At 63.1% G+C, this 18,137-nt stretch carries 15 protein-coding genes; 8 read left to right on the top strand and 7 right to left on the bottom strand.

What is annotated here, in order from left to right; translation table 11 throughout:
• Positions 1-30: 30 nt before the first annotated feature.
• Entirely contained in the window at positions 31-3,867 is a 3,837-nt protein-coding gene (locus ACIQUF_RS11030; protein ID WP_403131308.1) for an EAL domain-containing protein, read from the bottom strand.
• A 260-nt stretch (positions 3,868-4,127) separates the two neighbouring features.
• Between ACIQUF_RS11030 and ACIQUF_RS11025 the strand changes: the two genes are divergently transcribed.
• The 3 genes from ACIQUF_RS11025 to gdhA all read left to right on the top strand — a co-directional run bounded on the left by ACIQUF_RS11025 (position 4,128) and on the right by gdhA (position 7,996).
• The gene (locus ACIQUF_RS11025; RefSeq protein ID WP_403131307.1) at positions 4,128-4,511 is read left to right on the top strand and encodes a hypothetical protein; all 384 of its coding nucleotides are present in this window, start codon (positions 4,128-4,130) and stop codon (positions 4,509-4,511) included.
• A 258-nt stretch (positions 4,512-4,769) separates the two neighbouring features.
• Complete coding sequence (gene ettA, locus ACIQUF_RS11020) at positions 4,770-6,437, top strand: energy-dependent translational throttle protein EttA (RefSeq protein WP_346614845.1); 1,668 nt, start codon at positions 4,770-4,772, stop codon at positions 6,435-6,437.
• A 218-nt stretch (positions 6,438-6,655) separates the two neighbouring features.
• Positions 6,656-7,996, top strand: a complete 1,341-nt coding sequence (gene gdhA, locus ACIQUF_RS11015) for an NADP-specific glutamate dehydrogenase (protein WP_403131306.1) — start codon at positions 6,656-6,658, stop codon at positions 7,994-7,996.
• Here gdhA and ACIQUF_RS11010 read toward each other — a convergent pair.
• The 3 genes from ACIQUF_RS11010 to ACIQUF_RS11000 form a co-directional block, all read right to left on the bottom strand.
• Positions 7,993-8,490 carry a GreA/GreB family elongation factor gene (locus ACIQUF_RS11010; RefSeq protein ID WP_403131305.1) on the bottom strand — a complete coding sequence of 166 codons (498 nt, stop codon included), beginning with the start codon at positions 8,488-8,490 and terminating at the stop codon, positions 7,993-7,995. The genes gdhA and ACIQUF_RS11010 overlap by 4 nt on opposite strands.
• A 154-nt stretch (positions 8,491-8,644) precedes the next feature.
• A complete protein-coding gene (locus tag ACIQUF_RS11005) occupies positions 8,645-10,498 on the bottom strand; it encodes a DUF4105 domain-containing protein (RefSeq protein ID WP_403131303.1) in 1,854 nt (617 codons plus the stop codon).
• Between the two features lie 76 nt (positions 10,499-10,574).
• Positions 10,575-11,063: a DUF3015 domain-containing protein gene (locus ACIQUF_RS11000; RefSeq protein ID WP_400797926.1), complete on the bottom strand. Its 489-nt coding sequence runs from the start codon at positions 11,061-11,063 to the stop codon at positions 10,575-10,577.
• A gap of 252 nt (positions 11,064-11,315) precedes the next feature.
• Between ACIQUF_RS11000 and ACIQUF_RS10995 the strand changes: the two genes are divergently transcribed.
• From ACIQUF_RS10995 to ACIQUF_RS10975, 5 genes are all read left to right on the top strand, one after another.
• Positions 11,316-13,754, top strand: coding sequence for a Lon protease family protein (locus ACIQUF_RS10995; protein WP_400797924.1), 2,439 nt, complete (start codon positions 11,316-11,318; stop codon positions 13,752-13,754).
• 164 nt (positions 13,755-13,918) lie between these two features.
• Positions 13,919-14,257, top strand: coding sequence for a hypothetical protein (locus ACIQUF_RS10990; RefSeq protein ID WP_003247487.1), 339 nt, complete (start codon positions 13,919-13,921; stop codon positions 14,255-14,257).
• A gap of 121 nt (positions 14,258-14,378) precedes the next feature.
• A complete protein-coding gene (locus ACIQUF_RS10985; protein WP_016501546.1) occupies positions 14,379-14,867 on the top strand; it encodes a TIGR00645 family protein in 489 nt (162 codons plus the stop codon).
• A gap of 184 nt (positions 14,868-15,051) precedes the next feature.
• Entirely contained in the window at positions 15,052-15,357 is a 306-nt protein-coding gene (locus tag ACIQUF_RS10980) for a DUF6482 family protein (RefSeq protein ID WP_403131302.1), read from the top strand.
• An 85-nt stretch (positions 15,358-15,442) separates the two neighbouring features.
• Positions 15,443-16,060: an FKBP-type peptidyl-prolyl cis-trans isomerase gene (locus ACIQUF_RS10975; RefSeq protein ID WP_400797920.1), complete on the top strand. Its 618-nt coding sequence runs from the start codon at positions 15,443-15,445 to the stop codon at positions 16,058-16,060.
• Between the two features lie 26 nt (positions 16,061-16,086).
• Here the strand turns inward: ACIQUF_RS10975 and ACIQUF_RS10970 are convergent, their stop codons facing one another.
• The 3 genes from ACIQUF_RS10970 to ACIQUF_RS10960 form a co-directional block, all read right to left on the bottom strand.
• The gene (locus ACIQUF_RS10970) at positions 16,087-16,332 is read right to left on the bottom strand and encodes a hypothetical protein (protein WP_400797917.1); all 246 of its coding nucleotides are present in this window, start codon (positions 16,330-16,332) and stop codon (positions 16,087-16,089) included.
• Positions 16,333-16,413: 81 nt separating this feature from the next.
• Positions 16,414-16,755 carry a zinc ribbon domain-containing protein YjdM gene (locus tag ACIQUF_RS10965; RefSeq protein ID WP_403131300.1) on the bottom strand — a complete coding sequence of 114 codons (342 nt, stop codon included), beginning with the start codon at positions 16,753-16,755 and terminating at the stop codon, positions 16,414-16,416.
• A gap of 168 nt (positions 16,756-16,923) precedes the next feature.
• Complete coding sequence (locus tag ACIQUF_RS10960; RefSeq protein ID WP_400797911.1) at positions 16,924-17,892, bottom strand: polyprenyl synthetase family protein; 969 nt, start codon at positions 17,890-17,892, stop codon at positions 16,924-16,926.
• Positions 17,893-18,137: the final 245 nt, after the last annotated feature.

Raw genomic sequence — 18,137 nt, 5'->3', positions numbered from 1 at the left:
GAGCGGGAGTTGACTTCAAGGTCCGCTTTTTCAGGGTTCCTGGAACATGAACAACGTCTCGTTGGCGAACTGCGCCTCGAACTGGTTGGCCGGCATTGGCCGCCCGAACAGGTAGCCCTGCACCTCGTCGCAACCGTGCTCGCGCAAGAACTCCAGCTGCTCGTGGGTCTCGACGCCTTCGGCGATCACCGCCAGGTTCAGGCTGTGGGCCATGGCGATGATCGCGCGGGCGATCTGCGCGTCCTGCTCGCCTTCGGGCAGGCCGTCGACGAAGGTGCGGTCGATCTTCAGCACGTCGATGGGGAACTGCTTGAGGTAGTTGAGCGACGAATAGCCGGTGCCAAAGTCGTCGACTGCAATGCTCAGGCCCAGCACCTTCAGGCCGTCGAGTATCTGCATCGCTTCGTTCACATCGCGCATCAGGATACTTTCGGTCAGCTCCAGCTCCAGGCAGGCCGGCGGCAGGCCGCTTTCTTCGAGGATGCTGGCGATGCGGTTGCCCAGCTGGCCGTCGGAGAACTGCCGCGCCGAGATGTTCACCGAGACCTTCGGCACTCGCACCTTGGCCTTGTGCCAGGCCTTGAGCTGGCGGCTGGCTTCGCGTAGCACCCAGTCGCCAACATCCACCACCAGGCCCAGCTCTTCGATCACCGGGATAAAGTCGCCCGGCGGCACCAGGCCCCGGGTCGGGTGGCGCCAGCGCAGCAGCGCCTCGGCGCCGGTCAGGCGCTTGCCGTCGCCGCTGAACTGCGGTTGGTAATAGAGGATGAATTCGTTCTGCTCAAGCGCGTGGCGCAGGTCGCTTTCCAGCTCCAGACGCTCCAGGGCGCTGGCGTTCATCTCCGCCTGGTAGAACTGGAAATTGTTCTTGCCGCGCTCCTTGGCGTGGTACATGGCGGTGTCGGCGTTCTTCATCAGCTGGCTCAGCTCGCTGCCGTCCTGCGGGCTGAGGGCGATGCCGATACTGGCGGTGACGAAGAACTCGCGGCCCTCCAGCACGAATGGCCGCACCAGGCTGCCGAGGATGTTCTCGGCCACGTGGATGGCGCGGTTGAGGGCCATTTCGCGGGTGGCACGCGATTGCAGCAGCAGGGTGAATTCGTCGCCGCCCATGCGTGCCACGGTGTCGTCGTCGTCGACGCAGGCCAGCAGGCGCAGGGCCATGTCCTTGAGCATGCGGTCGCCCGCGGCGTGGCCGAGGGAGTCGTTGATCGGCTTGAAGCGGTCGAGGTCGAGGAACATCAGCACCACCCACGACTTCTGCCGTTCGGCCTGTTGCAGCGCGGTGTGCAGGCGGTCCTGGAACAGCGTGCGGTTGGGCAGGTGGGTCAGGGCGTCGTAGTAGGCCAGGCGGTGGATGCGCTGTTCGCTGGCCTTGCGCTCGCTGATGTCGGTGAAGAAACACACGTAGCTGGCCAGGTCGCCCTCGTCGTCGAGCACCGCCGTGATGCCGACCCAGGCCGGGTAGCGTTCGCCGTCGCGGCGCTTGAGCCACACTTCGCCTTCCCAGGTGCCGCGCTGGTGCAATTGTTTGAGCACGTAGCGCAGGTGGCCCTCCTGCTGATCGTCGACGGTGAGCATGCTCGGCAACTGGTCGAGCACGTCGCTGACTGCATAGCCGCTGACCCGGCTGAACGCTTCGTTGGCCTGCACGATATAGCCGGCCGGGTCGGTGATGAGGATGGCCGAGGTGGAATGCTCGAACACCGTGGCGGCCATGCGCAGGTCTTTTTCCGCACGGCGCTGCTGGCTGATGTCGCGGCCCACGCCGAGCACGCCTTCGAAGCGCTCGTGTTCGTCCCATACCAGCACCAGGCGCAGCTCGATGGGGATTTTGCGGCCATCGGCGCGCAGGCAGTCGAACAGGAACAGCTGGGTAGGCAGCTGGCTGCGCAGTTGCGCCAGTTGCTCGCGATCGCCCATGGCCTTGCTGACCCGCTCCATCAGGCTATAGATGCCGGTGAGCTGCGACGGGTTGGCGATGATCGACTGCCAGCCGTTGCTGAAGATCCAGTCGGCCTGGTAGCCCAGCACCGCCTGTACCGAGGGGCTGACGTAATTGAGCTGCAGGCGGCTGTCGGTGGAGAAGATCACGTCGCTGATGCTTTCGGCGAGCATGCGGTAGCGCTGCTCGCTGTCGCGCAGCGATTGACTGGCCTCGATCTGCACGGTGACGTCCTTGCCCACGCCGATGATGCGCGTGACCAGCCCTTCGCCGTCGCGGGTCAGCACTTGTTCGCGGATGTCGTAGCAGCGCCAGCCGCCGTCACGGTGGCGGAAACGCAGTTGGCAATGCAGTGGCTGGTCGTGGCCGTTGCCGCGTTGCTGCTGGCGCAGGGCCTGGTAGTGCGCGGCGTCTTCGGGGTGCAACAGCAGCTCCCAGAAGCGGTCGCCCATCTGCGCAAGCTCGCTGCGGTCGTAACCGAGGGTTTGGCCGAGGTGGCGGTTGCTGAAGATCATCCGCTGGCTGAGCACATCCTGCACGTAGAGCTGGTCCGGGACGGTGCGCACCACGTCCGACCAGAAGCTCTCGCGCTCCAGCAATGACAGCTCAACCTGCTTGCGGCTGGTGATGTCGCTGATGCTGAGGATCACCGCCTGGTAGTCGCGGCGTTGCTCGGGCAGGCGCGCCATCAGCCACAGGTGCAGCTCGCCACCCAGTGGCGCGGGCAGGCGTACTTCGAGTTCGAGCAGCGGGCGCTGTTCGATCAGCGCATCGATCAGTTGCATGCCGACGCTGTCGCGGCCATCGCCGCTGCCGTCGATCAACCGCTGCCAGGCGCCTTCGTGGCAGTCGACGTTGAGCAATTGGCGCGCCACCTGGTTGATCTCGGTGATCTTCAGCTCCAGCAGCAACGAGCGGCGCAGGTTGGGGTCGAGCGACAGGCTCTGCTTGAGTGCGGCGAGGTTGCGCAGGTGGTAGCGATCCAGTTGGCCGGGCAGGCTGGAGAGGTCGAGCACGCACAGGGCCACGCCAGTGCCTTCGAAGATTTCCTGGTAACGCCGGCGGTCTTCCTGCAGGGCGCGCTGGCGACGGCGCATGTTGATCAGCGCCAGCACCGGCAAGAGGGCGCAGAACAGCGCCAGCAGGACTTTGCCGAGCAGAGCCGGCAGCAACTTTTGCTGGGCCAGGCCTGCATCGAACAGGCCGCGCAGTTGCCAGGCGCTGTTGTCGATGAATGCCAGCATCACGCTTTGCAGTGGCTCGTCGCTGGTTTGCGCGGGCGCGTGGCGCTCCAGCACCTCGCCGCTTCGGCTGTTTTCCAGTAGCCACAGCGGATGCGCTGGGCCGTCCAGATGCGCGGTGAGCGTGCGGTAGTAGTCGCTGGACAGGCGCAGCAGCCAATAGCCTCGGTCCTGCTCGGCGGTTTGGCGCAGCAGCAGGTAGACGGTGCGGTTGTCCGCTGAATTAGCGAAGAAGTAGCTGCGCCCCTGGTTCAGCTGAAACAGTTCGTCAATCTGCTGACGGTCGGGGCTGCCGACCAGGCTGTCGCTCAGCAGTTGCCCGCTGTGGTCCAGCCAGGCCAGGTCGCGCAACGTGGGCAGGCGCTCGCGCAAGGTGCCAAGTAGGGTCGGCAGGGCGGCGGGCGTCGGCGCTTTGACGTAGGGCTGCACCACATTCAGTGCCTGCTGGGCCTTGAGCGCCATGTTCAGGCTCAGGTGGTCGGCCAGCTCGGCGCTCGCATCCAGGTTCAGCTGGCGCTGGTCGGCCTGGGTGTGGCGAAACTGCGCGAACAGTTGCCAGAGCAGCAGCCCCAGCAGTACCAGGGCCAGCAGGGCCAGCGCACCTTTGACCGAGCCGCGCAACGAAGCAGCAGGGGCCGGGGTGGCGGGGCGCAGCGCAGACGGATGATTGAGATTGGTCAAGCGTTGATCCTGCTAAGGGGCTGGCGATGGCAGGGATTGATCATGCACGGTGTATGCCGGTGTCGCGGGGAACCGGACCGTGGTGGCGCACTATAAGGCCGGATACCCGAAACGGGCTAGCATGCCTGTGATTATGGCAAAGTGCCAGCCTCGCGGAGCGATGCCGACGGTCGTGGTGCAAGCGGGGCGTTCGGCAAGACCCTGCTGGCTGTGCGAGAATGCCGGCCGCTTCAATGACAACGCATCGGAGATGTTCGGTTTTGGTTACTCACTTTTCCTCCAATGGCCTCGATTCCGCCTGTGGGCGCAGCAGTCAGACCCTTGTCAGCACTGCCGTGACCGAGGACGTATCTTGCAAGTCGTGCCAGCGTTCGCTGGTCAAACCCGAGGCCGCTGCCTCGAAAAACAAGACGCCGTCGCTGGCTGAATTGCGCAAAGTCGCCAAGGCGGCGGTTGCACCGGCTGAGGTTGTTGCTGCGGTGAAACCGGCCAGCAAGGCCGTGAGCAAGCCGGCCAAGGTTGCCGAGCAGCCTGCCCGCAGCGGTGGCTTCAGCGTGAAATCCGCCTGGGCCGCGCGCCTGGCCGAGCAGGGTGACCGTTGCCGGTTGCCGCGGGGTAAGGCTGCGAAACAGCGTCACGTCTGAGCCATCTTCGGCTGCTGTGCTGGCCTCTTCGCGGCTGAAGCCGCTCCCACAGGGATATCATCGCCCTCATGTGGGAGCGGCTTCAGCCGCGAAGAGGCCGGCACAGGCAACAGCATTCTCCCCACCATCCGACCACCCTGTGCAACGCCGCGCGTTGGCGTAGAATGGTCGACTTTGTTCAACACCCCGTAAACACATCCGCCTGGCCACCCGGCCGGGGCGTACGTCGATGTCTTTACCTATCTAGAGGGCTTGGTTTTGGCTCAATACGTCTACACCATGCATCGGCTGAGCAAGGTCGTGCCGCCGAAGCGGGAAATTCTCAAGAACATTTCCCTGTCGTTCTTCCCAGGCGCCAAGATCGGCGTACTCGGCCTGAACGGCGCGGGTAAATCGACCCTGCTGCGGATCATGGCGGGCGTCGACAAGGAATTCGACGGCGAAGCCCGTCCGATGCCCGACATCAACGTCGGTTACCTGCCGCAGGAACCGCAACTGGACCCGACCAAGACCGTGCGTGAAGTGGTCGAGGAAGCGGTCAGCGTGATCAAAGACGCCCAGGCCCGCCTGGACGAGGTCTACGCCGCCTACGCCGAACCAGACGCCGACTTCGACAAGCTGGCCGCCGAACAGGCCAAGCTCGAATCGATCCTGCAGGCCGCCGATGGCCATAACCTGGAGCGTCAGCTGGACGTCGCCGCCGACGCCCTGCGCCTGCCGGCCTGGGATGCCAAAATCGAGCACCTGTCCGGTGGTGAGAAGCGCCGTGTGGCTCTGTGCCGCCTGCTGCTGTCGGCCCCCGACATGCTGCTGCTGGACGAACCGACCAACCACCTGGACGCCGACTCGGTGGCCTGGCTGGAGCGCTTCCTGCACGACTTCCCGGGCACCGTGGTTGCGATCACCCACGACCGTTACTTCCTCGACAACGTCGCCGGCTGGATCCTCGAACTGGACCGCGGCGCCGGCATCCCGTACGAAGGCAACTACTCGGGCTGGCTGGAAGCCAAGTCGGACCGTCTGGCGCAGGAATCCAAGCAGCAGAGCGCCCACGAGAAGGCCATGAAAGAGGAACTGGAGTGGGTGCGCAAAGGCGCCAAGGCCCGCCAGTCCAAATCCAAGGCTCGTCTGCAGCGTTTCGAAGAAATGCAGTCGCAGGAATTCCAGAAGCGCAGCGAGACCAACGAGATCTACATCCCGGCCGGCCCGCGCCTGGGCGACAAGGTCATCGAGTTCAAGAACGTCTCCAAAGGCTATGGCGACCGCGTGCTGATCGACAACCTGTCGTTCGCCATGCCTAAAGGCGCCATCGTCGGCGTAATCGGCGGTAACGGTGCCGGTAAGTCGACCCTGTTCCGCATGCTGATGGGCAAGGAGCAACCGGATTCGGGCAGCATCGAGATCGGTGAAACCGTGCAACTGGCCTGCGTCGACCAGAGCCGCGAAGACCTGGACGGCGGCAAGACCGTGTTCCAGCAGGTTTCCGACGGTTCCGACATGATCAAGATCGGCAACTATGAAATCCCGTCGCGCACCTACGTTGGCCGTTTCAACTTCAAGGGCGGCGACCAGCAGAAGTTCGTCAAGGACCTGTCCGGTGGTGAGCGTGGCCGCCTGCACCTGGCCCTGACCCTGAAGGAGGGCGGCAACGTCCTGCTGCTCGACGAACCGTCCAACGACCTCGACGTCGAAACCCTGCGTTCGCTGGAAGAAGCCCTGCTGGACTTCCCCGGCGCCGCGATCGTGATTTCCCACGACCGTTGGTTCCTGGACCGTGTGGCCACCCACATCCTGGCGTACGAAGACGACTCGAACGTGATGTTCTTCGAGGGTAACTACACCGAGTACGAAGCCGACCGCAAGAAGCGCCTGGGCGATGCTGCTGCCCAGCCGCACCGTGTACGGCACAAGAAGCTGGCTCAGTAAGCCGGTTTCCGCTGCACAAGAATGGGGCCCTTAGCGGCCCCATTTTTGTGCCTGTAAAACACTAATGCGCTTGGTTTTTTGTATACATTTATATAAAACGCACCAAATAATTTCATAAAAACGACATTTTGCCCTATTCCAGTGCGATTGCTTCTTGGTACATTCCAGCGAAATCAAAAAAACCAATAAGTCCAATCCCTCTTGGTGAGACGTCTACCATGATCGAATCCGTCGACAATTTCCTCGCGCGCATGAAGCAACGCGACCCGGGCCAGCCCGAATTCCACCAGGCAGTGGAAGAGGTGTTGCGCACGCTCTGGCCGTTCCTCGAAGCCAACCCTCACTACCTGCAATCCGGCATCCTCGAACGTATGGTCGAGCCTGAGCGCGCGGTGCTGTTCCGCGTGTCGTGGGTTGATGACCAAGGCAAGGTCCAGGTCAACCGCGGCTACCGCATCCAGATGAACAGCGCCATCGGCCCGTACAAGGGCGGTTTGCGTTTCCACCCGTCGGTGACCCTGAGCGTGCTCAAGTTCCTGGCTTTCGAGCAGACCTTCAAAAACTCCCTGACCTCGCTGCCCATGGGCGGCGGCAAAGGCGGTTCGGACTTCGATCCGAAGGGCAAGAGCGATGCCGAAGTCATGCGCTTCTGCCAGGCGTTCATGAGCGAGCTGTACCGCCACATCGGCGCCGACTGCGACGTGCCTGCCGGTGACATCGGCGTCGGTGCCCGCGAGATCGGCTTCATGTTCGGCCAGTACAAGCGCCTGGCCAACCAGTTCACCTCGGTGCTGACCGGCAAGGGCATGACCTACGGCGGCAGCTTGATTCGCCCCGAAGCCACCGGCTACGGCTGCGTGTACTTCGCTGAAGAAATGCTCAAGCGCCAGGACCTGCGCATCGACGGCCGCCGCGTGGCCATCTCCGGTTCCGGCAACGTCGCCCAGTATGCTGCGCGCAAGGTCATGGACCTGGGTGGCAAGGTCATCTCGCTGTCCGATTCCGAAGGCACCCTATACGCCGAAGCCGGCCTCACCGACGCCCAGTGGGATGCGGTCATGGAGCTGAAGAACGTCAAGCGTGGCCGCATCAGCGAACTGGCCGCGCAATTTGGCCTGGAATTCCGCAAGGGCCAGACCCCATGGACCCTGCCGTGCGACATCGCCCTGCCGTGCGCTACGCAGAACGAGCTGGACACTGAAGACGCCCGCACCCTGCTGCGCAACGGCTGTATCTGCGTGGCCGAAGGTGCCAACATGCCGACCACCCTGGAGGCTGTGGATATCTTCCTGGAAGCCGGCATTCTCTACGCGCCGGGCAAAGCCTCCAATGCCGGCGGCGTCGCCGTATCGGGCCTGGAAATGTCGCAGAACGCCATGCGCCTGCTGTGGACCGCCGGTGAAGTGGACAGCAAGCTGCACCACATCATGCAGTCGATTCACCATGCTTGCGTGCACTACGGTGAAGAGGCCGATGGCAAGATCAACTACGTGAAGGGCGCCAACATCGCCGGCTTCGTCAAAGTCGCCGACGCCATGCTGGCCCAGGGCGTGGTCTAGGCATCACCCGCGATGGCGACGACTTCGATCGACTGATCCCCAGCAGGTCGTCGCCACAACACCTCGTCGCCGGGGCTGGCGCCCAACAGCGCCCGCCCCAGTGGTGAGCCCCAATTGATCAGCCCACGGCTGGCATCGGCTTCATCCTCGCCAACCAGTTGTACGTTGTGCTCCTGCCCTTGTTCATCGGCAAATGTCACCCGGCTGCCAATCTGCACTTTGCTGTTCGAGGTCGCGGCGGGTACCACCTGTGCGCTCTGCACCCTGGCGCTGAAATAGCGTAAATCACGTTCGGCGTCGGCCAGGCGCTGCTTGTCAGCCCGGTCGCCTTGGGCCTGCAGCTCGGCACGCAAGGCATTGAGTTCAGCCACACGCTGCTGCAGCTGGCGCATGCCACTGACGGTGACGTAGTTGGGCTGGTCGCTGACGCGCCGCTCCACCGGCTGGTCGGCCTGGGCGGCGGCTTGGTCCTCGTTGACGAATGCTCGGCTCATGCTGGGGCCTCCTTGTGCTGGAGACCATGGTGGCAGGTCGCGGGTTTCAATGGATGTTCGATTGCGACGGTTGGCGGGGGATTTGTTGCGCCTGTGAGATCCAGCGCCGCGCGGGCGGCGCTCGATCTGATAGGCGCAACAAATCCCAAGGCGATCAATAGTGATACCACTTCAGCTCCAGCATCACCTCATTCTGCGCCGTGGCCAAGTGGCTGAACTCCCGCGAAGCACTCAACCTCAACCCCAGGTTCTGGCTGATCTCCCACTGCTGATTCAAGCTCACGCTGCGCCGCACCTCGCCATTGGTGAAGTAGTCACCCTTAGCCTCCAGCGTCATATTCCCCAGCCCATTGCGCCACAGCAGCCCGCTGTTGAACCCCGCCGCCGGGGCGATGAACTGGGCGAAGTCGTTGTGGTGCTCGACCCGCACCGTGCCGAGGGCAAAGCCCAACAGCCCTTCAGCCAGTTGCCAGGTGCCACCGGCGCCGCCGTTGACGTGGCTGACCAGCACTTCGTCGTCATGCCTGCCCGGCACCCGCTCCAGGCCACCGGCAACTTGCCACGACCACGGCTTGAGCAGGTCGTTGCGCGGTGTCAGCGAGCGAATGGTGGCCAGGTCCAGGCGTTGCACCTGCCAATCGTTGCCTTCGTACTGGCGCACCTTGAGCTGCAGGATCTCGATCTGCGCGCCAAGGGGGAAGCCGTAGGCGTTGTCGTTAAGGTCGTGATAGGCCATGCGCAGGGCGTACTCGGCATAGGCGCGGTCTTCGCGGGTGCCGACGCCGAGCTGCCAGGTGCGCGAATCATGGCCGTCTTCGGGCAGGCCAGGGCGTTCGATTTGCAGGGGCGGTGGCGGGTTGCGGTTGATCGCCCGCAGCAGTTCGAAGCTGCGCTTGGCCTGGCCGGGGTCGCGTTCCTGGCCGTTGGCGCGGTAGCGCTCCAGGCGGTAGGCGGCGTCCTGCACCAGCGCCTGGCGGTCGCGGGGCAGGGCTTTGAATTCGGGGCTTTGCAGTTGCGCGGTGTCGGCACTTACGGCCAGCACCTGGCGTTTTTCCTCAACGTCCAGCGGTTCGGCGCGGGCCAGCAGTTCCCGTTCGCGCGAAGGGCGGTAGGTCTCGCTGGCGACCATGCCTGACTGCTTGACGGCCTTGACCGTGTCGGTGGGGATCGCGGTCAGCGGGAACTGCGAGGTCAGGTCCAGGCTTGGCCGGGCCACTTTCAGCAGCTCCAGCAAGCGGTAGGAGCAGTTTTCGTCGAAGAAGAAGTAATCGAATTGGACCTGCTTGAGCTCCCACACATGCTCGACCATGCGCCCGGTTTCCTCGGGGGTCAGGTCCAGCTGGTACTCCCACAGGTCGCGGTTCTCCAGGCTGCGGTATTCGGACAGTTTTTCCTGGTAGGGCATCAGCGCGAACAGGCCGGGATAACCGCCCATCAGGCCCTTCCAGGCATACAGGATGCTGTTGTCGCTGCCTTCGATATAGGCGCCGAAGTTGATCGCGTAGCTCAGCAGCGTGGTGTCGTCGCTGCGGGTGTTGGACTGGTCGATGCGCAGCAGGGTATGGCCGAACATCGACGATGGGCTGTTCAGGTAGGCGGCCGGGAAGATCAGCGCCGCGCTGTGCGGGTCGATCGACTGGTACCAGGTCTTGAATTCCTGGCAGTCCGGCTGCGGCAGGTTCTGCAGGTCGAGTTGCTCGCGCAGCCAGCGGGTGCGCGCGGGGAATACGCACTGGACATGCTTGTCGCCCAGGCTGGCCGGGGCGTACAGCGCTTGTACCGTAGCCCGTAATTCCTGATCCGGGTGGTGCGCGCCGTCCTCGGCGAGGAAGAATTTGCGGTCGTCGACATAGCTGCGCCAGCCGCCGAGCTTGGCGGTTTCGTAATGGCCCAGGGCGATCCAGTAGGGGGTGTTGGCCAGTTGCTGGAGACGGCCTTCATCCAGCGCGGGCGCGGCATGAACAGGGGCGCAGGCACACAGCGCCAGGTAAGCGAGGCGTTTGAGCATGTCGGGCAACTACTTCTTAACGATGCCGATAGAAAGGTGAAAACCCGCCCCAGAGGTGAGGCGGGTAGACCTGCGCTTAGGCTTCAGTTGCGTACTTGGCCAAGCGTGGGTCGTTTTTCAGCACGGCCAGGGTGTTGCTGTGCACGGTTTCGGCAGTCACGTCGGCGCTGCTGAAGATCTGGTTGAAGTGCTGGTGAGCGACCGAGTTGAAGTAGCCACGGTCTTCCGGTGCCACGCCCAGGACCACGGCGTAGGTGGTGAGGGCTTCGCCCTGACCCATGGCCATGTCCTCGGACAGCTCGTTCATCATGCCATTCATGGCGAACCAGGACTTGCCGCCGTAGGTGAGCGAAGCCTTGGTGGAGCAGCCGTTGGTGCCGGAGGTCATGCCGAAGGTGGCGTTGCCGGAAGTGCCGTTGGTGGTGGAGGCCAGGAAGTGGGCCGGGGTGCCGCGCTGGCCTTCGAACAGCATGTTGCCCCAGCCGCAGTTCGGGCCACCTGGCGCTTCGGCCATGGCATTGAGGGAGACCACGGTGAACAGAGTACCCAGAAGAATCCGTTTCATAGCTTTTTCTCTATTTGTCTTAACCAAGGGTCAGGGTTTCTGGCAACTCGGTTGCCAGGTCGGGAAAGCGTTTCACCCACCCGCGCAGCTTGGAGTTTAGGCACGATCTAAAGGTTGCGTTGTTGATTGCGAAAAAATTGCTTGTGCATCATGCCGCACCGGCTGCGACATAAAGTCCCGCCGAGCCTTGCAAGGCGCGCGCGGGCAGCGCCAGAATGCTGCGTATCTGCCCCGCCGAAGTAAGGACACCCAATGCCCGATCCTGTCGCTACGCGCCTGCGTCTCGCGCCTGAAGCTTTGACCAGGCGTTTCTCCCCCGAGCAGTTTGCTTTTGCCACCACCGACGATCTGGAGCCGTTTCGCGGAGTCCTGGGCCAGGAACGTGCTGTCGAGGCCCTGCAGTTCGGCGTGGCCATGCCACGCCCGGGTTACAACGTGTATGTGATGGGCGAGCCCGGCACCGGGCGCTTCTCGTTCGTCAAGCGCTACCTCAAGGCCGAGGGCAAGCGTCAGCAGACCCCGGCCGACTGGGTCTACGTCAACCACTTCGATGACACCCGTGAGCCGCGTGCGCTGGAGCTGCCATCGGGCAGCGCCGCAGCCTTCATCAGCGACATGGGCGGCCTGATCGACAACCTGCTGGCGACCTTTCCGGCGGTGTTCGAGCACCCGTCCTACCAGCAGAAGAAGGGCGCCATCGACCGCGCCTTTAATCAGCGCTACGACCGCGCCCTGGATGTGATCGAGCGCGCCTCGCTGGAGAAGGACGTGGCCCTGTACCGCGACGCCAGCAACGTCGCCTTCACCCCGATGGCTGACGGCAAGGCGCTGGATGAGGCCGAGTTCGCCCAGCTACCGGACGAGGTTCGCGAGCAGTTTCATGAAGACATCGCCTTCCTCGAAGAACGTCTGAACGAAGAGCTGGCCAGCCTGCCGCAGTGGAAGCGCGAGTCGAACAACCAGCTGCGCCAGCTCAACGAAGAAACCATCACCCTGGCCCTGCAGCCGTTGCTGGCGCCGCTGTCGGAAAAGTACGCCGAGAACGCGGCAGTCTGCGCCTACCTGCAATCGGTGCAGCTGAACCTGCTGCGCACCGTGGTCGAGCAACTGGTCGACGACAGCAAGACCGACGCCGTGGCGCGCAAGCTGCTCGAAGAGCAGTACGCACCGAGCCTGGTGGTCGGCCACCACGCCGCCGGTGGCGCGCCGGTGGTGTTCGAGCCGCACCCGACGTACGACAACCTGTTCGGCCGCATCGAATACAGCACCGACCAGGGCGCGCTGTACACCTCCTATCGCCAGCTGCGCCCAGGCGCGCTGCACCGCGCCAATGGCGGCTTCCTGATTCTCGAAGCGGAGAAGATGCTCGGCGAGCCGTTCGTCTGGGACGCGCTCAAGCGCGCCCTGCAGTCGCGCAAGCTGAAGATGGAGTCGCCGATCGGTGAGCTGGGCCGCGTCGCCAGCGTCAGCCTGCAGCCGCAGATGATCCCGCTCAACGTCAAGCTGGTGATCATCGGCTCGCGTCAGCTGTACTACGCGCTGCAGGACCACGATTCGGACTTCCAGGAGATGTTCCGGGTGCTGGTCGACTTCGACGAAGACATGCCGATGGTCGACGAGAACCTTGAACAGTTCGCCCAGCTGCTGCGCACTCGCACCAACGAAGAAGGCATGGCGCCGCTGACCAGCGATGCGGTGGCACGCCTGGCCACCTACAGTGCGCGCCTGGCGGAAAACCAGTCGCGCCTGTCGGCGCGTATCGGCGACCTGTTCCAGCTGGTCAGCGAGGCCGATTTCATCCGTCAGCTGGCCAGTGACGAAAAGACCGATGCCGGGCACATCGAGCGCGCGCTCAAGGCCAAGGCCACCCGTACCGGGCGCGTGTCGCAACGGGTGCTGGACGACATGCTCGCCGGGATCATCCTGATCGACACCGAGGGCGCGGCCATCGGCAAGTGCAACGGCCTGACCGTGCTGGAAGTCGGTGATTCGGCGTTCGGCATGCCGGCGCGTATTTCCGCCACGGTGTACCCGGGCGGCAGCGGCATCGTCGACATCGAGCGCGAGGTCAACCTGGGCCAGCCGATCCACTCCAAAGGGGTGATGATCCTCACCGGTTACCTGGGCAGCCGCTACGCCCAGGAATTCCCCCTGGCGATTTCGGCGAGCATCGCGCTGGAGCAGTCCTACGGCTACGTGGACGGTGACAGTGCATCGCTGGGCGAAGCCTGCACGCTGATCTCGGCGCTGTCGCGCACGCCGCTCAAGCAGTGCTTCGCCATCACCGGCTCGATCAACCAGTTCGGCGAAGTGCAGGCGGTGGGAGGTGTCAACGAGAAGATCGAAGGCTTCTTCCGCCTGTGCGAGGCCCGTGGCCTGACCGGTGAGCAAGGCGTGATCATCCCGCGCGCCAACGTCGCCACGCTGATGCTCGACGAGCGCGTGCTGCAGGCGGTGGAGAACGGCGTGTTCCACGTGTATGCGGTGAGCCAGGCCGACGAGGCGTTGAGCCTGCTGGTGGGCGAGGAGGCCGGCGTGCTGAACGACGAGGGCCTGTTCACCGAAGGCAGCGTGAATGCCCGTGTGGTCGAGCGCCTGCGTGAGATCGCCGAGATGATCAGCGAGGAAGACATCGAGAAGGCGGAAAAGGAACGCCTGGAAGAGGTGATTGCCCAGGCCAAGCCGGCCTGAGTCAATAAATCGGCGCTGGCGGCCATGTGCTACCGTTCAGCGCCGGTTTTCCATCTTTTTAAAGCGTTATTCTATGCTGGAACTTAAGGACGGCAGCAGGGTTCAGGATGGAGACAGCCCGAACGTTTCGGGTTGAACAGGGCTTTTCAGAGGGGGACGCGGCCATGCGCAACCTCAGCCTTACTCGCCAGTGCCTGGGCCTGGTGACCCGTATCGAATGCAGCATTCGTCCGCTGGCCGGCGACAATGGCATGTGGACCCTGCTGTTCGCCGCCGGCATGGCCGGTGAACAACCCTCTGCCATCAAGGCCCAGGGGCCGTTCCATGGCCCGCTGGTGGCAGAGTCGGTGCTCAATGCCATCGTCGACAGCCTGACCCTGCATGGGTACCAGGTGGCCGAGGACCCGCAGATCTGGTGCCTGCATCTGCAGGCGCAATTGCGCCGGATCAACGGTGAGCGCTGTCGCAATCTAGGGGACTATCAGTTCCATCCGGAAACCTGAATGAGTTATCCCGATTTCATGCAGGGTGGCTGCGGCAATGGACCGCAGGCTTTTGCTGTCACAGGTGGCTGGCTATACTCGCGCTCGCTTTTTCAGTCACCTGACGAGTTCAAAACCCTCCATGGAACGTATTCTCGAAAACGCGATGTATGCCTCGCGCTGGCTGCTCGCCCCCATCTACTTCGGCTTGTCCCTGGGCCTGCTGGCCCTGGCGCTGAAGTTCTTCCAGGAAGTTGTCCACGTCCTGCCCAACGTTTTTGCCCTGAGCGAGGCCGACCTGATCCTGGTCATCCTGTCGCTGATCGACATGTCGCTGGTCGGCGGCCTGCTGGTCATGGTGATGATCTCCGGCTACGAAAACTTCGTCTCGCAGTTGGACATCGATGACAGCAAAGAGAAGCTCAACTGGCTCGGCAAGATGGACTCCTCGTCGCTGAAGATGAAGGTCGCTGCCTCGATCGTGGCGATTTCCTCCATCCACCTGCTGCGGGTGTTCATGGATGCGCAGAACATCTCCACCGATTACCTGATGTGGTACGTGATCATTCACATGACCTTCGTGGTTTCGGCGTTCTGCATGGGTTATCTGGACAAGCTGACCAAGCACTGAGTGCTGGCAGGACCCTTTCGCGGCTAAAGCCGCTCCCACAGGGACTATACCTGTGGGAGCGGCTTTAGCCGCGAAGCTGGCAACCCAGGCCAACTGACGAGCGGCATCAGTAATGCCTTGTTTAATCCACTTTCCTGTACAAAAAATGAGCACTCATGCGTGGTTCCAGCAGCGAGGTGCTCTCATGAACCTGCATCAGCTCAACCTTGAGGCCAGGGCCGGCCACGTGGACGAAGTGAACCTGATCGCCATCGAAGGCGGCGATTATCTGCTTGAAGCCCGGCTCAGAGGCCGTGCCCACCCCCTTTCCGATACCCGTGGTGAACGGCTTCGTGTGCACTCGGTGGAAGATGCGCGCAAGTTGCTGCAAACCATCCCGATGGTCTCGATGAACCTGGTGCATTGGTCTGTTCAAGACGAGATGTGCGGCATGGGTTCGCACCCGGAAGAAGACCTGAAGGTGCCGATTTCCCAGCGTTCGGCCTGGTAGCTGCTCGCAGCTTCCCAGTGTGCTAGGCTGCTCGCCCTTTTCATCAAGGGCGCGGCTGCACTGCGCCCTGCAGTGGAGCACAACCATGTCCGAACTCAACCTGTCCACCGACGAAACTCGCGTCAGCTACGGCATCGGCCGTCAGCTGGGCGGCCAGCTGCGCGACAACCCGCCACCGGGTGTTAGCCTGGACGCCATCCTGGCTGGCCTGGTCGACGCCTTCAACGGCGCCGACAGCCGCGTCAGCGAAGCCGACCTGTCCGCCAGCTTCAAGGTCATCCGTGAAGTGATGCAAGCCGAAGCTGCCGCCAAGGCCGAAGCCGCCGCTGCCGCTGGCAAGGAATTCCTGGTCGAGAACGCCAAGCGCGAAGGCATCACCACCCTGGCATCGGGCCTGCAGTTCGAAGTACTGACTGCCGGTGAAGGCGCCAAGCCAACCCGCGAAAGCAACGTGCGCACGCACTACCACGGCACCTTGATCGACGGCACTGTATTCGATAGCTCCTACGATCGTGGTCAGCCAGCTGAATTCCCGGTTGGCGGCGTGATCGCTGGCTGGACCGAAGCCCTGCAGCTGATGAACGCTGGCAGCAAATGGCGCCTGTACGTGCCGAGCGAGCTGGCCTACGGCGCGCAAGGCGTCGGCAGCATCCCGCCGCACAGCACCCTGGTGTTCGACGTCGAGCTGCTCGACGTTCTGTAATGCCGTTGAGGCCGGCGCTGCCGGCCTCAATTCCAGTCTGTTCCCCCAGGGCGCAACGCCCGTGCATAGCAGAACAGAAACAGATTGCGCACCAACTCCTTGAGCACGATCGGCTCGCTCGAATTCAGCCCATGCAGGTCCAGGTCTCCCTGGTCGCGCAGTTCGTCGAGTGCTTCTTCTTCGAGCACCGCGCACACTTCACCGGTTTCCCGATGAAGGATGCGCAGATAGGGGTGGGGGCGGTCCAGCCAGGCGTCGATCAGATAAGTCATGGCTATTCTCCTTGGATAGCGGTTCCAATGAGAATAATTCTTATTATCAGAATAGCAAGTGCCAATTGGCGGATTTTGTAATCAGACCTTACGCACGAACTCCGACTTCAGCTTCATCGCGCCGATGCCGTCGATCTTGCAGTCAATGTCGTGGTCGCCGTCGCACAGGCGGATGTTCTTGACCTTGGTGCCGACCTTGACCACCAGGGAGGAACCTTTGACCTTGAGGTCCTTGATCACGGTGACGGTGTAGCCGTCCTGCAGGACGTTACCGACCGAATCCTTCTTCACCACCTCATCGCCGCCGGCATCGGCTTCGCCGTTGGCCGACCACTCGTGGGCGCATTCGGGGCAGATCAGTTGAGTGCCATCCTCATAGGTGTATTCGGAGTTGCATTTGGGGCAGGCTGGCAGAGTGCTCACTTCGGTTCCTTAAACAGACGGACGGTTAAAGGCCCATATTGTATAAGGTTTTGTCGGAGAAGTGTTTGTGCCTCCAAATGCTTCGCGGGCGGTTCGGCGTCCCGACAAGCCCGCTCCCACATTGCCTGTGGGAGCGGGCTTGCCCCGCGAAAAAGACGACTCGGTCTATCAGTGCGTACGCGCTACCGCAAACTCACTCAACTCAACCAGCGCATCCCGGTATTCACTGGCCGGCAACACTTCCAGGCAGGCAATGGCCTTGGCCACATAATCGCGAGCCATCTGCGCCGTGTAATCCAGGGCACCCGAAGCCTCGACCGCCACGCGGATCTGCTCCAGATCTTCCAGGCCACCCTTCTGGATCGCCTGACGCACCAGTGCCGCCTGCTCAGGCGTGCCTTCGCGCATGGTGTAGATCAGCGGCAGGGTCGGCTTGCCTTCGGCCAGGTCGTCGCCGACGTTCTTGCCCAGGGTCTCGGAATCGCCCTTGTAGTCGAGCAGGTCGTCGACCAGCTGGAAGGCCACGCCCAGGTGGTCACCGAAGGTGCGCAGGGCCTCGCGCTGTTCGTCGCTGGCTTCGGCCAGCGCGGCGGCGCTGTGGGTCGAGGCCTCGAACAGCATCGCGGTCTTGCCGCGAATGACCTCCATGTACACCTCTTCGGTGGTGCTGGCATCGCGCACGCGCGACAGCTGCAGCACTTCGCCTTCGGCGATCACCCGGGTGGCCTTGGAGAGGATCTGCATGACCGGCATCGAGCCCAGCTCGACCATCATTTCGAACGAGCGCGAATAGAGGAAGTCGCCCACCAGCACGCTCGGCGCGTTGCCCCACAGGGCGTTGGCGGTGGAGCGGCCACGGCGCATGCCGGACATGTCGACCACGTCGTCGTGCAGCAAGGTGGCGGTGTGCAGGAATTCGATGGTCGCAGCCAGCAGGCGCAGGTCGTCGCCTTCGCGGCCCAGGGCCTTGCCGCACAGCAGTACCAGCAGGGGGCGCAGGCGCTTGCCGCCGGCGGACGTGATATAGTCGCCGATCTTCGATACCAGCGGCACGCGCGAGGTCAGCTGCTTCTTGATGATCTCGTCGACGGCGCTGAAATCGTCAGCTACCGCGCGGTAGAAGGTTTGGGGTTGCATCGGCTGCTCCAGTGAGGTTGCGCGGCATGCTAGGTCGCGGGTCCCGTGGTGTCAAGGCGCGGTGCCCAGGCGGCGGGGGCGGTACTTGCAAGCGAATCCCGTGTTGCGTACAATCGCGCACCCTAACTTCCTGGGCAGCACCTGCCTTACGCAATTGCACCGGGCCGTTCCAGCCCCATGCAGCCATGCCAGCCAATACTCAATATATAAAGCGCTGGGTGAGCAGGATTATCGGAGAAATACCC

This window comes from Pseudomonas sp. NPDC090233, assembly GCF_044772285.1.
Taxonomy (GTDB): domain Bacteria; phylum Pseudomonadota; class Gammaproteobacteria; order Pseudomonadales; family Pseudomonadaceae; genus Aquipseudomonas.
The sequence above is the reverse complement of the archived record's forward strand: the minus strand, read 5'-3'. Positions and strand labels throughout refer to the sequence as shown.